The following is a 15,778-nucleotide window of genomic DNA, read 5'->3' as shown; positions in this document are numbered from 1 at the left end:
CGCTTTTATCTCTGCTTGCAAGAATTTTATCAGCAAAAATCCCCTTGAACAGTAACGTTTAAGGGGATTTCTTTTTGTTTAATAGTCTATTTTCTACTTGGCCTCATACCAAGTTGCGCCTTCATTTTCATCAGCAATGAGGGGCACACTGAGTTGAATAGCTTCTTCCATGGTTTGCTTGACGAGTTTTTTGATGGCAGCTAATTCTGACTTAGGCACTTCAAGAACGATTTCATCGTGTACTTGTAGAAGCATCTTAGTCTGATAACCACCGGCAACCAATGCTTTATCCAGCTGTATCATTGCAATTTTGAGAATATCTGCAGCCGATCCTTGGATAGGTGAGTTGATGGCTGTACGTTCCGCAAAACCACGAATGTTAAAGTTGCGCGAATTGATATCTGGCAACTCACGACGACGTTTGAAGAGAGTCTCTACATAACCCTTATCACGCGCTTCACGCACCACTTCATCCATGTAGTTTTTAATACCTGGGAAGCGTTCAAAGTAGGTATCAATGTAGGCTTTAGCCTCTTTACGACTGATGCCCAGATTATTCGATAAACCAAAGTCTGAAATTCCGTAGACCACTCCAAAGTTCACAGCCTTGGCATTGCGACGGTCGTTTGGAGTTACATCCTCAGGTCGTTCAATTCCAAAGACCCGCATAGCTGTTGAGGTATGGATGTCAGCTCCCTCTTGAAAGGCCTTAATTAAGTGCTCATCTTTAGAGATATGGGCTAAAACTCGCAACTCAATCTGTGAGTAGTCCGAGCTGAGAAGGACACTGTCCTCCCACTCTGGCACGAAAGCCTTACGAATGAGACGACCTTGCTCCAAACGCACAGGAATATTTTGCAAGTTTGGATCCACACTAGACAGACGACCTGTCTGAGTCAAATCTTGCACATAGCGCGTGTGAATCTTGCCATCAGCTAAAATCCAGTCCTGCAAACCAACCACATAAGTGGATTGAATCTTAGCAATCTGACGGTAATCGAGAATTTTCTTGACGATTGGTGCAATAGGAGCTAGACGTTCCAAGACATCCACGGCTGTCGAGTACCCTGTCTTGGTTTTCTTGGTGTATTCTAGAGGGAGACCTAGTTTTTCAAAAAGAAGGACGCCCAATTGCTTAGGTGAATTGATATTAAACTCTTCACCAGCCAGCTCATAAATCTCTTGCGTCAGCTTTTCAATGACAAGCTCATTTTCAGCTTGCATCTCAAGAAGTGTTTCTTTTTTGACCTTAATCCCAGCGATTTCCATCTTAGCAAGGACAAAGGCTAGAGGTTGCTCCATGTCATAAAGGAGGTCCAATTGTCCGTTTTCGCTTAATTTTTCAAGTAAGACAGGCTCCGTCTCAACTAATACAGCAACCTTACGAGCCAAGTGCTCCAAGAATTTTTCTCGCTCTGGAATAGCTTTCTTAACGCCCTTACCATAGAAGGTTTCATCATCGGCTAGGTAAGTTTGGCCATAGAGACTAGCAATGGTTGAAATTTCATTATTCTCGACAGTAGAGAGAAGGTATTTGGCCAAACGACTGTCAAAAGCAGGAGCCTGCAAGTCCAAACCAAAGCGATTTAAGAGGACTTTTGCTTTCTTAAAGTCGTATACTTTCAGAGGTGTTTTTTCTAGAAAATCCTTAAGAATCGGCTCCTGCAGAAGTTCCAGCTTATCTGTAGCATAGAGTTTGTCTCCGCAAGACCAGGCAAAGCCAATCAAGTCATCTGTATGGTAGTTTTCTCCAAAGAGTTCAAAGTGGAAGATGGAGTCTTCACTCAGCATATCTTGACTCACTTTATTCACCATAGTGAAATTCAAAGTCTCAGCTTGGTTAGTCTGAGAAGTATTCAAGGCTTGCTTGAGCTGTTTAAAGCCCATCTCATCGTAGAATTTCCCAAGATTTTCCACATCTGGACCGCTATAAACCAAATCATCCAGTCCAATCTCAATCGGTGCTTTCGTGTCGATGGTAGCCAGTGTTTTAGATAGGAAAGCTTGTTCCTTGTCGTTAATGAGATTTTCCTTCATCTTAGAAGCCTTCATCCCATCGATATTTTCATAAATACCTTCGAGCGATCCATGTTCTAACAAGAGCTTGATACCCGTCTTTTCACCAATCTTAGTTACACCAGGGATATTATCTGACTTATCTCCCATGAGGGCTTTAAGATCAATAAACTGAGCAGGTGTGATTCCCATCTTTTCCATGAGATATTCTGGTGTAAATGCCTCAAACTCAGCTACACCTTTCTTAGAAATCTCAACCACTGTATGTTCATCTGTCAACTGGATCAAGTCCTTGTCTCCACTGACGATAGTTACATCAAATGAATCCTTTTCAGCCAAACGACCCAAGGTACCAATGATATCATCCGCCTCATACTGGGCTAACTCATAATGACGAATCCCAAGATGATCTAGCAACTCACGAATAAAAGGGAATTGCTCGCGAAACTCATCTGGAGTCTTGGCACGACCACCCTTGTAGTCTGCATACATCTCTGTACGGAAAGTCGTTTTCCCCGCATCAAAAGCAACCAAGATATGACTCGGTTGGACACGTTCCAACAGGTGATTTAGCATCAGGTGAAAACCGTAGATTGCATTGGTATGTAGTCCATTGTCATTTTTAAAACGATCCAGTTGCTGGTAAAGTGCAAAAAATGCTCGGAAAGCAACTGAAGAACCGTCAATTAGTAATAATTTTTTCTTGTCCATACACCCATTATAAAGGAAAGCAGGGAAAAATACCATTAGGAAGAGCCCAAATGCTGAATAACACTTATGAGGCTGGTTTTTCTACTCGAACTCCATCAGCATCAACTTGAAATCCATCGATAGTCGTATTTACTGCCAATTCTCCAGATGCATTTACATAATAATGTTTTCCTGAAACCTGGAACCACTGACTGGTTTTCATAGCTCCAGAACTTTCCAGATAATACCAAATGCCCTTATCCTTTAACCAACCTGTCTGCATTTCACCAGATGACTTCAAGTAATACCAATTCGAACCTTCTTTTAACCAGCCTGTCGTCATTCTACCATCAGCTTGCAAATGATACCAGTTCCCATTAATCTTCTTCCAACCGACTGCTTTTTGACCATTGTCATAGTAGTACCAACTTGTTCCCTCTTTTTCCCAACCATTTTTAGAACTACTTGTTTTAGTTAAGGGGATATAGCGTCTGTTTCCACTTCGTGAAATATAACTAATCCATTTATATCCTTCTTTTTCAAAGGTTTGATCATAATGAACACTCATTCCAGCTTCGTAGTAATCAATGACAGTAGCTGTCAGTGTCGGCTGATCCATAATAGCTGATTTTTCTGTGAAGTGATGAGTTCCACTGAAAGCTAGTAGAGACTGATGAGGCCCTACACTAGCATTCCCAACATCTTTAAAATGAATAAAACCAGTCATAGAACTCGCCTTTACAATTCTACGATGATACGTTTCTGTATAATCGTAATTGTACTCCTCAATTTCAATCATGTCTCCAATCACGTTAGATACCCAAGCTACGTGACCATATTGCCCTTTTGTACTCCAAGCAATCGCACCAATTGCTGGTTGCTGGTCCACACGATAGCCTTCTTTTTGGGCTCGATAACCCCATTGATTGGCATTCCCATAAGCAGCTGGTAGCTCAAAACCATTGACACTACTTAAACGAAAAGCAGCAAAAGAGGTACACTGTCCTGAGTACATGCGCCACTTATCAATTTTTTGACTTCCATTTTTATAATAATAGGGATAATCGTCTCCTCGTGCCAGTGATCCATTGTTTGCCTGGTTGGCATGAACAGTTCCTCCACCAAATAAAAAAGCTCCTGCTAGTAATAGTGAAGCTGATCCTACAGCTGTCTTTCTGAGAAAAGTTCCCTTTTTATGTCCTGCTTTAGTAAATGTCATTCATTCTCCTTCAAATAATTAGATTTTTGAGGTTGACCTCATCTATATCATTCGAAAGAAAAAGAAAAAAGTGAGAAATCTTCTCACTTTCATGATTAGCCTTAATCCAAATAATGAATTAAGTTCTTTTCTGTTAAAATATCTGAATAGGTGAAAGATTCAACATAAACATTAGCCTGTTTGTCTCCTTCAACATTTCCAAACTCAACGATGAAGAGCGATGGATAAACCTCAATTAGTTTTCCTAAACGATTTTTTTGGCGTTTACGACCATTTTCTAAGGTCATTTCCACCACTTGTCCCTCATGCGCCTTAATCTCTTCTTTAATTTTTTTCATTTTAGCCACATCTGTAAATGCGTCTGTCATCTTGGTTCCTCCATCTTAGAAATACTTGAAAATTTATTATATTCTTTTTGGAAAATCAATTCTACCGTTCCGCGAGCACCGCTACGGTTTTTCTCGATAATCACTTCTACTTTATTATTTGGAATGCCTTCCTCCTCTTCACCACCGCGCTCATAATAGTCATCACGATAGAGAAAGGCTACGATATCAGCATCCTGCTCAATAGATCCAGATTCACGAATATCAGACAAAACTGGTCTCTTATCTTGGCGTTGCTCTACACCACGAGAAAGCTGACTAAGAGCTATAACTGGAACTTTGAGTTCTTTTGCTAAGATTTTCAACTGACGGGAAATCTCAGATACTTCTTGTTGACGATTTTCTCGACCAGTCCCTGTGATCAGCTGAAGATAGTCAATCAATATCAAGCCTAGATTACCTGTTTCTTGAGCCAGTTTACGGGAACGAGAGCGAATTTCTGTGATCCGAATCCCTGGTGTATCATCGATGTAGATACTTGCATTAGCCAGATTACCCTGAGCAATCGTATACTTACGCCATTCTTCCTCGGTCAATTGACCTGTACGAATAGAATGCGACTCTACCAAGCCTTCCGCAGCCAGCATACGATCGACCAAACTTTCAGCACCCATTTCCAGAGAGAAAATAGCAACTGTCTTGTCTAGTTTGGTTCCGATATTTTGCGCAATATTCAAAGCAAAGGCTGTCTTACCAACCGCAGGACGAGCTGCCAAAATAATCAATTCTTCCTCATGCAGACCTGTCGTCATGTGATCTAAATCTCGATAACCTGTCGCAATACCCGTGATATCTGAAGTCTGTTGCGAACGAGCTTCTAAATTCCCAAAGTTGATATTCAATACATCGCGAATATTTTTAAAGCCATTTCGATTGGCATTCTCACTAACATCAATCAAGCCTTTTTCTGCACGAGCAATAATTTCGTCAGCAGGTTGAGAAGCTTCATAGGCTAGGTTTACAGACTCTGTCAACTTAGCAATCAGACGTCTAAGCATAGCCTTTTCTGCTACAATTTTAGCATAGTATTCCGCATTGGCAGAGGTTGGCACCGAATTGACAATCTCAACCAGATAAGACAAGCCTCCAATAGTTTGTAAATCACCCTGGCTATCTAGTATCGTCCGAACTGTGGTTGCATCAATAGCATCTCCACGATCAGACAAATCAACCATAGCTTGAAAAATCAAACGGTGAGCATACTTAAAGAAGTCCTGTGAATCGATATATTCCCGGACAAAAACGAGTTTAGTCTCATCAATAAAAATAGCTCCCAAGACAGATTGCTCTGCTAGGATATCTTGAGGCTGAACACGTAGTTCTTCAACTTCTGCCATCAGACTTTCCTTCCTTTTACAAAATTGTCAACCAATCGTAAATTATGCTTCCTTGACACGGAGATTGATTACACTTGTCACATCCTGATAAATCTTCACCGGAACATCAATCAAACCAACTGCTCGAATTGGTGATTGAACTTGAATATGGCGTTTATCAATTTTAATACCAAATTGTTTTTGCAATTCTTCAGCAATTTTCTTGTTGGTAATAGATCCAAATGTACGACCATCTGGACCAACCTTTTCGACAAACTCAACGATTGTTTCTTCTGCTTCCAGTTTTGCTTTAATTTCCTTAGCTTCTGCAAGCATCTCTGCATGTGCTTTTTCTTCTGATTTTTGTTTACCACGCAACTCACCAATAGCTTGAGCTGTCGCTTCCTTAGCAAGGTTTTTCTTAATTAAAAAGTTTTGTGCATATCCAGTTGGCACTTCTTTAATTTCACCTTTTTTTCCTTTACCTTTAACATCTGCTAAAAAGATTACTTTCATTCTTCTGACTCCTTTTCTTTTGTTTCATTAAAAATAACTGTTTTTAGTTTATCTCCTGCTTCTTGCAGGCTCATATCTGTCAACCGCGCCGCAGCTAAGTTAAAGTGACCACCGCCACCTAACATTTCCATAATTCGCTGGACATTGATCTTACTTCTGCTTCGTGCAGAAATGGAGATTGCTCCTTGACTATTCTTAGCAAGTACAAAGCTGGCCTCTATACCAGACATGGCAAGCATAGCATCAGCAGCTTTACTAATAACAACCGTATCGTACTCTTTATCCTCCAAAGCTTGAGCAACCAGAATTGATGGTTGTACCATCTGCCCTTGTAAAATTAACTCATTTACTAATCGATATTCTTCAAAATCCGTGGCCGAAATTTCCTGAATGACAATGCTATCACTCCCTCTTGTTCTGAGATAGCTTGCTACATCAAAGGTACGACTTGTTACGCGAGAGGTGAAATTCTTTGTATCCAACATCATTCCACCCATAAGAATACTAGCCTGGATACGACTCAAACGTATTTTCTTAGAATTTTGAAATTGAATCAACTCCGTCACCAGCTCACTGGCACTGCTAGCTCCACTTTCTATATAAGTAATGACTGCATTATCTGGAAAATCTTGGTCCCGACGGTGATGGTCAATGACGATTGTCTGTGTAAACAAGTCATAAAACTCTTTGGATAATGTTAAAGCTGTCTTAGAATGGTCAACCATCACCAGTAAGGAGCGTTTGGTAACCATTGTCATCGCTTGATTTAAAGGAAGAAGTTTTGAAACACCCTCATCTTCCAAATAATTGATCGCTCGAGCGATATCTGGAGACAGCTGTGTAGGATCATAAACCACATAACTATCTTCTAGTACATTACTCGAAAACAACTGCATTCCAACTGCTGAACCAAGAGCATCCATGTCAAGATTCTTGTGACCAACAACAAAAACTCGATCGACACTTTTAAGTTTATCTGAAATAGCTGTCATCATGGCACGAGTTCGTGTCCGAGTACGTTTAACAGATGCAGCTGAACCTCCTCCAAAGTAGATTGGATTTTTGGTTTCATCATTCTCTTTTACGACAACTTGGTCACCACCACGAACTTCAGCTAAGTTGAGATTAAGAAGAGCCACCTTCCCAATCTGATCATGATTCCCATCACCATAGGAAACTCCCATACTCATCGTTAGTGGTAAATTCCGTTGCTTGGCTTCTTCACGAAAGGTATCAATCACAGAAAATTTATCCTGCATCAAGTGATTAAGCACAGTGTAATCCGTAAATAGATAAAAACGATCCATACTTACTCTACGAGAAAACATGGCATATTTCCCAGCAAATTCGGAAACAAAATTTGCAACAAAACTATTGATATGACTAATGTCTGATTCAGACGTTTCATTTTCCAAATCATCATAGTTATCAACTGAAATAACTCCAATTACAGGACGACTTGTTACCAATTCAGCAGTCGCCTCATACTCACCAGAAACATCAAAAAAGTATAAGACACCTGAATTTCTATCTAAATGCACTGCATAACGTTTCTCCCCAACAATGGCATAAGACCCTGGGGAAGAAATCGAACTCTTTAAAATCTTTTGAAATTGAGGAAAATCAATTTCTCCATCCTCAGTTGTCAAAATTAATTCCGCATAGGGATTGAACCATTCAATCTCACTGCTGTCCATATTTAATTTAACAACCCCGACAGGCATTTGCTCCAACAGAGCACTCAAACTATCCGTAGCCTGATGATTGACATACTGGATTTGCTCGATATCTGTTTTTTTGTAATATTTTTTCTGGAAATTAAATAGCAGAACATAGAATACGATAAATAAAAATAGACTTGCTATAGTGATAAGATTATCCTTTACTGACACAATCAAAATGGTCATAATCGTAAAGGTTACCATAGCAATCAGATACATAAAAAAGGGATTTATTTCATTTTTTTTCATTACAAACCTCTTGCGCATTATTATACCATAAATGTAGCCAAAATGCGACTTTTAAAGAGGAAACACTATTTTCAAATAATAGTAAAACATCCAAAATAAAAAGTGGTTTACACTAGTGTAAACCACTTTTACAAACTAATTTTTTTGATTATTTAACTTCTAGAAGACCAATGTCTCCATCTTCACGACGATAAATAACATTTGTTGTTTCATCTTCAACATCTACATAGATAAAGAAGTCATGCCCCAATAAATCCATCTGTAAGATAGCTTCTTCCAAATCCATTGGTTTCAAATCAATTTGTTTTGAACGAACAACTTTTGGTTGTGCTACATCTAAGTCCTCAACTAAAGCATCTGTAAAGAGTTGACTTGTTGATACTTTATTTCTGTTCTTACGTTCAATTTTAGTTTTGTTTTTACGAATCTGACGCTCAATCTTATCTGTCACCAAATCAATAGAACCGTACATATCTTGAGAAATATCTTCTGCACGAAGAGTAATAGATCCAAGCGGAATGGTTACTTCTACTTTAGCAGTCTTTTCGCGGTAAACTTTCAAGTTAACACGCGCATCCAATTCTTGGTCTGCTTGGAAGTATTTTTCGATCTTTTCGAGTTTAGAAACTACATAATCACGAATTGCTTCTGTTACTTCTAGGTTTTCACCACGGATACTATATTTAATCATATAAGTACCTTCTTTCTAAACATATTTGTTTTTCTAATTATATTATAACGCTTTCATATTTTTTTTGCAAACTTTTTCCTCATCTTGCGAGGGAAAAAGTTTTAATATTCTGACAACCAGCCTCTAATAGCATACTTTTAAGACGATTCAGCGTGGTACCAGTCGTATAAATATCATCAAATAGTAAGATATTTTCTGGAAGCTTCACGCCATCTTTCAGCAAAAAGGGAAATTCTGCAAGTAAGCGATCCGATCGATTTTTTGAAGAACTAGCCTCCACTTCTTTTTTAACCAAAATATCCAGATATGCTAACCCAGTATCCTTTATCAAACCTTCAACTTGATTAAAGCCTCTGCTTTTTAAACGATGGTCACTCAGAGGAACAATCACAATCTGATAGTCCTTATACTTCTTTAACTCTTTTTGCAATATCTCAGAAAATACCTTTCTAAGAAGATAATCACCATCAAATTTATAGCGACTAAAATATTCTTTCATAGCCTGATTATAGGAATAAAGAGCCACATGATCAACCTTTACACCTTTTTTACACCAAAATTGACAATCTTGACAGATGATTGACATTCCTTTTTTAAAACAAGTAGGACAATGATTACCACCAATGCTCTCGAAAGACGAAATACAGGATTCACAGACTAGTTCCTCCTCCTTTTTAAAACAGAGCAGGTTAGTAAAGGTTATCTCTGTTTGCAACCTTTTACCACACAATAAACACTTCATACTCCTGCCTCCTGATTCATTTGCTTAATCTCCTTTATGGCTTTCTTAATGGACAGATTGAGTCCGTCATGGAAAAATATCAATTCTCCAGTAGGACGATCCATGCTTCTTCCAACTCGCCCACCAATTTGTACTAAACTTGACTTGGTAAAGAGTTGATGATTGGCTTCCACCACAAAAACATCTACACGAGGGAAGGTAACTCCACGCTCTAATATAGTTGTGCTTATTAATATCGTCAACTCTCCATCTCGAAAGGCTTGTACCTGCTCTAATCGGTCTTCTGTGATTGAAGATACAAATCCTATCTTCTCATTCGGAAACTTCTCCTGCAAAATTTCTTTTAGCTTTTCTCCCTTTTTAATCTCAGAGGCAAAGATTAGTAAGGGATAGGCCGTCTTTCTCTGTTTCTCAATGTAAAGTTTTAATTTTGGAGGTAAGCCATTTTTTTCTAAATATCTATTAAAATGCGATAACCAGATTGGCTTGGGAACAATGAGAGGATTTCCATGAAAGCGACGAGGTAAACTGAGACGCTTTAACTCCCCTTGTTTAACTTTTCTATCTAACTCATCTGTTGACGTTGCTGTTAAAAATATTCTCAATCCATTTTCCTTTACACAATTGTTGACAGCATGGTAAAGTACTGGGTTATCAACATAAGGAAAGGCGTCCACTTCATCCACAATCAATAAATCAAAAGCTTGATAAAAATTTAATAGTTGGTGAGTGGTTGCTACAACTAAAGGTGTACGAAAATAGGGATCCGACTCCCCATGTAATAGTGCAATCTCACATGAAAAATCATTTTGTAGTCGTTTATGTAGCTCTAAGCAAACATCTATCCTTGGACTGGCCAAACAAACAGCTCCACCTTGATCAATCACCTTAGCGACAACTTGGTAGATCATCTCTGTCTTACCAGCTCCTGTCACTGCATGTACCAAGGTGGCCTCCTTCTTATCTACCGCCTGAAGGAGTCCTTGTGATACCCGCTCTTGAAATGGAGTCAGTTGACCTGACCATTTTAGTACATCTTGCTGTGGAAACCTTTCTTGCGGAAAGTAATAGAGTTTTTGATCACTTCTTATTCGCTTCATAATCAAGCATTCTCGACAATAAAAAGCACCAATAGGCAAATGCCATTCTTCTTCTATCTGACTACCACAACGCTGACAAGATAGTTGCCCCTTTTCTTTTTTCATGGATGGAATTTGTTTTGCTTGTTGTCTCTCCTCATGACTTAATTCTTGCTCGGTAAAAAGGCGACCGAGATAATTTGGATTTACTTTCATATTTCTTTATTCGTAAAATGTAGAACTTTACGCTATTTTTTAGTACAATAAAAATATGGAATACAAAACTATAAAAGAGGACGGACAAGTCCAAGAAGAAATCAAAAAATCACGCTTTATCTGTCATGCCAAACGTGTCTATAGTGAGGAAGAGGCTCGTGATTTTATCACAACTATTAAAAAAGAACACTATAAAGCTACCCACAACTGCTCTGCTTTTATTGTCGGTGAGCGTAGTGAAATCAAGCGAACTAGTGATGATGGAGAACCTAGTGGGACTGCTGGCGTTCCTATGCTAGGAGTTCTGGAGAATCACAACCTTACTAATGTCTGTGTTGTAGTTACTCGTTATTTTGGTGGTATCAAACTAGGGGCTGGTGGTTTGATTCGCGCTTATGCTGGTAGCGTTGCTCTAGCAGTTAAGGAAATTGGGATTGTCGAAATCAAAGAGCAAGCTGGCATCTCCATTCAAATGTCTTATGCCCAATATCAAGAATACGGTAATTTTCTTAAAGAGCATAATCTCATAGAATTAGAGACAAACTTTACAGATCAGGTTGACACGATGATTTTCGTTGACAAAGAAATGAAGGACGATATCAAGGCTGATCTCATTGAATTTTTCAATGGAAAAGTTACTCTAACTGATAAAGGTTTACGTGAAGTTGAAGTACCTGTAAACCTATCGTAAAGAAAGGAAATATCATATGGCTTTTGGAAGATTAATTCAGGGACTCGCTGGAAACTTCAGTGAGCAAAGTAAAGAAGCTCTTACCAGAGAGTTTGGACAATATTTATTAGAAAATGAAGACATTCAAAGCGGATATAAACTCATTCGTGACTCAATTATCTTTACAAATATCCGAATCATCTTTACAGATAAACAAGGGGCAACTGGACGAAAGATGTCTATCAAATCAATTTTCCTCATGAACATTGTCAATGTTGAGATGGAGACCGCTGGTCTTGGGATTGATGATAGCGAGATTACGATTACTTATTTAGAAAATGCCTTTTTAAAATCTCACAATGAGCATTTTAATTCTCACAAATTTGAATTTCCAAAGAAAACTGATATTGTACCTCTTTACACCTATCTATTTGACTTAGCTTATCATAATCGTTTGAATATGAATGGTTTGAATCACTGATATAAAAAAATCCTATCACTCCGATAGGATTTCTATATTTTACAAAAGTTAAAGTTAGCGTTATACTAGTAGCATCTTATATAAAGAGGTGCTAATATGGCAATTTATAACAATATCACAGAACTCATCGGTAGAACACCGATTGTTAAATTAAATAACATTGTACCAGAAGGTGCAGCAGATGTTTATGTAAAACTTGAAGCTTTTAACCCAGGATCGTCAGTTAAGGACCGTATCGCCCTAAGCATGATTGAAAAAGCAGAACAAGAGGGTAAACTCAAACCTGGTTCTACCATTGTAGAAGCAACTAGTGGAAACACTGGTATTGGTCTCTCATGGGTTGGTGCCGCTAAAGGTTACAAAGTTGTCATCGTTATGCCTGAAACAATGAGCGTGGAACGTCGTAAAATTATCCAAGCTTATGGAGCTGAACTAGTCCTCACTCCTGGTAGCGAAGGAATGAAAGGTGCAATTGCAAAAGCGCAGGAAATTGCTGCTGAGCGTGATGGTTTCCTACCATTACAGTTTAATAACCAATCTAACCCAGAGGTTCACGAAAGAACAACAGGAGCTGAAATTCTAGCTGATTTCGGAGCTGATGGTTTAGACGCCTTTGTTGCTGGTGTTGGTACTGGAGGAACTATTTCTGGTGTTTCTCATGCTCTTAAAACTGCTAACTCAAACATTCAAGTTTTTGCTGTTGAGGCAGACGAGTCAGCTATCTTGTCTGGTGAAAAGCCAGGTCCTCACAAAATTCAAGGTATCTCTGCTGGATTCATTCCAGATACACTTGATACAAAAGCTTACGATGGTATCGTTCGTGTAACATCAGATAACGCTCTTGCACTTGGCCGTGAAATCGGTGGAAAAGAAGGATTCTTAGTCGGTATTTCTTCTGCAGCAGCTATCTATGCAGCAATTGAAGTCGCTAAAAAACTTGGAGCAGGTAAAAAAGTCCTTGCGCTTGCACCAGATAACGGAGAACGTTACCTATCTACAGCACTCTATGAATTCGAAGTATAGTCTCCTAAATACACTAAGCCCTTGTATAGGGCTTTTTGTTTACCGTTTAAAATAAAAAAAGGATTCCTATGAGTCCCCTCTAACAAAAGAAAAGGAAGCAGATTTGCTTCCTTACTTTTTTATTAGTTATTCAAGGCTGCTGCCATTGTAGCTGCAACTTCTGCTTCAAAGTCGTTTGCAGCTTTTTCGATACCTTCACCAACTTCAAAGCGAGCGAACTCAACTACTGAAGCGTTAACTGATTCAAGGTAAGCTTCAACTGTCTTGCTGTCATCCATGATGTAAACTTGTGCAAGAAGTGTGTATGCTTGGTCAACTTTAGTGTTGTCAAGCAAGAAACGATCCATTTTACCTGGGATGATTTTATCCCAGATTTTTTCTGGTTTGCCTTCTGCAGCCAACTCAGCTTTAATATCAGCTTCAGCTTGAGCAATCACTTCATCAGTTAATTGAGCTTTTGATCCATATTTCAAGTGTGGAAGAGCTGGTTTACCAACCATAGCACGGCTTTCGTTATCTTGGTCGATAACGTGGTTCAATTGTGCCAACTCATCTTTAACAAATTGCTCATCCAATTCTTTGTATGAAAGAACTGTTGGTTTCATAGCAGCGATGTGCATTGAAATTTGTTTAGCAAGTGCTTCGTCTCCACCTTCGATTACAGAGATAACACCGATACGTCCACCGTTGTGTTGGTATGCTCCGAAGTGTTGTGCATCTGTTTTTTCAATCAAAGCAAAGCGACGGAATGAAATTTTTTCTCCGATAGTTGCTGTTGCAGACACATAAGCTGCTTCAAGAGTTTCACCTGAAGGCATTGTCAAAGCAAGAGCTTCTTCGTTGTTAGCTGGTTTTCCTTCTGCGATCGCTTTAGCTGTTGCGTTTACCAACTCAACAAATTGAGCGTTTTTCGCAACGAAGTCAGTTTCAGCATTTACTTCAACAACTGCTGCAACGTTACCGTCAACATAAACACCAGTCAAACCTTCTGCAGCAACACGGTCAGCTTTCTTAGCTGCTTTTGCCATACCTTTTTCGCGAAGCAATTCGATCGCTTTTTCGATATCGCCTTCAACTTCAACCAATGCTTTTTTAGCGTCCATAACACCAGCACCAGATTTTTCACGCAACTCTTTAACAAGTTTAGCTGTAATTTCTGCCATTTTGATTCTCCTATATTTTTTAAAAATAGGAGAGCCGGGCTAAGCCCCGCCCTCCTAGGTAATTACTATTTATATGAATTAAGCGTTGTCGCCTTCTACAACTTCAACGATTTCTTCGATTGAATCTGCTTGAGCTTCTGAAGCTGCAAATTCTGCTTCAACTGCTGCAACAGCATCTTCTCCTTGGCGACCTTCGATGATAGCGTCTGCCAATTTAGCTGTAATCAACTTAACTGCGCGGATAGCGTCATCGTTAGCTGGGATGATTACATCGATATCATCTGGATCTGTGTTTGTGTCAACCATCGCTACAACTGGGATTCCCAATTTTTTAGCTTCTTTAACAGCGATTTGCTCTTTATGTGGGTCAACTACGTACATTACATCTGGAATACGAGGCATATCTTCGATACCACCCAAGAATTTTTCAAGACGTGCACGTTGTTTGTTAAGAAGTGCAACTTCTTTCTTAGGAAGAACTTCAAAAGTTCCATCTTCTTCCATACGTTTGATTTCTTTCAAACGAGCGATACGTTTTTGGATTGTTCCCCAGTTAGTAAGAGTTCCACCCAACCAACGGTGGTTGATGAAGTATTGACCTGAACGTACTGCTTCTTCAGCAACTGCATCAGCTGCTTGTTTCTTAGTACCAACAAACAATACAACTGCATCGTTAGCTGCAGCATCACGCATGAAGTCGTATGCTTGGTCAGCGTATTTTACAGTTTGTTGCAAATCGATAACGTGGATTCCGTTACGCTCAGTGAAGATGTACTTAGCCATCTTAGGGTTCCAGCGACGAGTTTGGTGACCAAAGTGTACACCAGCCTCAAGAAGTTGTTTCATTGAAATTACTGCCATGAGTATTTCTCCTTTTTGTTTTTTCCTCTTCTTGATTTCAGCTTGCAAAACGACCCAAAGGCAACAGTTTCACAATTCATCAAGAATGAGTATTATCGTTTACACGACAAGTTTCATTCTACCATAGTTGAATCTTTTTTTCAAGTAATTTTGTTAGTTTTTCGATGAAGGTAATTTCTCAAAGTAACTTCCACTTTCCTGACCAAAGTGGAAATTAGTCTAAAACGGATTTTTATGGTGGAATTAAGTGTGAGACGTTTGTGGTAGAAATGAGGCCTACTATGACCAAACATAAACACCTTACCCTTTCAGACCGTAACGATATCCAACTAGGCTTAGAACGCGGTGAAACCTTCAAAGCTATTGGGCAACTTATTCTAAAAGACCCGACTACTGTTTCTAAAGAAGTCAAGCGAAACAGACAAGTTAGAGACTCTACCTCTAACAACCTTCCTTGCCCTCTACTTGATAAAGCTCCCTTTGTCTGTAATGGCTGCTCTAAAAGAAGACAAAACTGTGGCTATCAGAAAATCTTCTACCTCGCTAAACAAGCTCAAAAGCAGTACGAACAAACTCTTGTCGAAGCTCATGAAGGCACTCCTCTCAACTCTCAGACCTTCTGGGATATGGACAAAGTCATTTCTGATGGTGTTAAAAAGGGACAACACATCTATCATATTCTCAAAACCCATAACCTTGATGTCAGCTCCTCAACCGTCTATAGACACATCCGAAAAGG

15 protein-coding genes are annotated in these 15,778 nt (G+C 39.2%); 4 read left to right on the top strand and 11 right to left on the bottom strand.

The features are described from left to right. Positions 1 to 93: 93 nt before the first annotated feature. The 9 genes from polA to QM374_RS02450 form a co-directional block, all read right to left on the bottom strand. Positions 94 to 2,727, bottom strand: coding sequence for a DNA polymerase I (gene polA / locus QM374_RS02490; RefSeq protein WP_414310767.1), 2,634 nt, complete (start codon positions 2,725 to 2,727; stop codon positions 94 to 96). Between the two features lie 64 nt (positions 2,728 to 2,791). Then, the gene (locus tag QM374_RS02485; RefSeq protein WP_414310766.1) at positions 2,792 to 3,925 is read right to left on the bottom strand and encodes an SH3 domain-containing protein; all 1,134 of its coding nucleotides are present in this window, start codon (positions 3,923 to 3,925) and stop codon (positions 2,792 to 2,794) included. Between the two features lie 101 nt (positions 3,926 to 4,026). Next, complete coding sequence (locus tag QM374_RS02480; protein WP_000128621.1) at positions 4,027 to 4,293, bottom strand: Veg family protein; 267 nt, start codon at positions 4,291 to 4,293, stop codon at positions 4,027 to 4,029. Then, positions 4,290 to 5,648, bottom strand: coding sequence for a replicative DNA helicase (gene dnaB / locus QM374_RS02475; RefSeq protein WP_000852500.1), 1,359 nt, complete (start codon positions 5,646 to 5,648; stop codon positions 4,290 to 4,292). Before dnaB ends, QM374_RS02480 begins: the two co-directional genes overlap by 4 nt. Before the next feature lie 42 nt (positions 5,649 to 5,690). Next, positions 5,691 to 6,143 carry a 50S ribosomal protein L9 gene (rplI, locus tag QM374_RS02470; protein WP_000864204.1) on the bottom strand — a complete coding sequence of 151 codons (453 nt, stop codon included), beginning with the start codon at positions 6,141 to 6,143 and terminating at the stop codon, positions 5,691 to 5,693. Beyond that, the gene (locus QM374_RS02465; RefSeq protein ID WP_414310765.1) at positions 6,140 to 8,113 is read right to left on the bottom strand and encodes a DHH family phosphoesterase; all 1,974 of its coding nucleotides are present in this window, start codon (positions 8,111 to 8,113) and stop codon (positions 6,140 to 6,142) included. Before QM374_RS02465 ends, rplI begins: the two co-directional genes overlap by 4 nt. A gap of 148 nt (positions 8,114 to 8,261) precedes the next feature. After that, complete coding sequence (hpf, locus tag QM374_RS02460; RefSeq protein WP_045762429.1) at positions 8,262 to 8,804, bottom strand: ribosome hibernation-promoting factor, HPF/YfiA family; 543 nt, start codon at positions 8,802 to 8,804, stop codon at positions 8,262 to 8,264. Between the two features lie 79 nt (positions 8,805 to 8,883). Further along, a complete protein-coding gene (locus tag QM374_RS02455) occupies positions 8,884 to 9,546 on the bottom strand; it encodes a ComF family protein (protein WP_045762428.1) in 663 nt (220 codons plus the stop codon). Next, entirely contained in the window at positions 9,543 to 10,841 is a 1,299-nt protein-coding gene (locus tag QM374_RS02450) for a DEAD/DEAH box helicase (protein ID WP_414310764.1), read from the bottom strand. Before QM374_RS02450 ends, QM374_RS02455 begins: the two co-directional genes overlap by 4 nt. Positions 10,842 to 10,896: 55 nt before the next feature. Here QM374_RS02450 and QM374_RS02445 point away from each other — a divergent pair, with 55 nt between their 5' ends. From QM374_RS02445 to cysK, 3 genes are all read left to right on the top strand, one after another. Continuing rightward, positions 10,897 to 11,532 (top strand): YigZ family protein, encoded by a 636-nt coding sequence (locus tag QM374_RS02445; protein ID WP_311522906.1) that lies wholly within the window; start codon positions 10,897 to 10,899, stop codon positions 11,530 to 11,532. Between the two features lie 16 nt (positions 11,533 to 11,548). After that, positions 11,549 to 11,992: a PH domain-containing protein gene (locus tag QM374_RS02440; protein ID WP_311522908.1), complete on the top strand. Its 444-nt coding sequence runs from the start codon at positions 11,549 to 11,551 to the stop codon at positions 11,990 to 11,992. A gap of 96 nt (positions 11,993 to 12,088) precedes the next feature. Beyond that, a complete protein-coding gene (gene cysK / locus QM374_RS02435; protein WP_414310763.1) occupies positions 12,089 to 13,015 on the top strand; it encodes a cysteine synthase A in 927 nt (308 codons plus the stop codon). 122 nt (positions 13,016 to 13,137) lie between these two features. Here cysK and tsf read toward each other — a convergent pair whose 3' ends face one another. Both tsf and rpsB read right to left on the bottom strand, forming a co-directional pair. Next, complete coding sequence (gene tsf / locus QM374_RS02430) at positions 13,138 to 14,178, bottom strand: translation elongation factor Ts (RefSeq protein ID WP_000808094.1); 1,041 nt, start codon at positions 14,176 to 14,178, stop codon at positions 13,138 to 13,140. Positions 14,179 to 14,256: 78 nt separating this feature from the next. Then, positions 14,257 to 15,039 (bottom strand): 30S ribosomal protein S2, encoded by a 783-nt coding sequence (gene rpsB, locus QM374_RS02425; RefSeq protein WP_000268462.1) that lies wholly within the window; start codon positions 15,037 to 15,039, stop codon positions 14,257 to 14,259. A 281-nt stretch (positions 15,040 to 15,320) separates the two neighbouring features. Between rpsB and QM374_RS02420 the strand changes: the two genes are divergently transcribed. Further along, the coding region (locus QM374_RS02420; RefSeq protein ID WP_414310762.1) for a helix-turn-helix domain-containing protein at positions 15,321 to 15,778 on the top strand (458 nt) is incomplete at its 3' end.

The sequence above is a fragment of the Streptococcus infantis genome (assembly GCF_047465525.1).
GTDB lineage: Bacteria > Bacillota > Bacilli > Lactobacillales > Streptococcaceae > Streptococcus > Streptococcus infantis_R.
The sequence above is the reverse complement of the archived record's forward strand: the minus strand, read 5'-3'. Positions and strand labels throughout refer to the sequence as shown.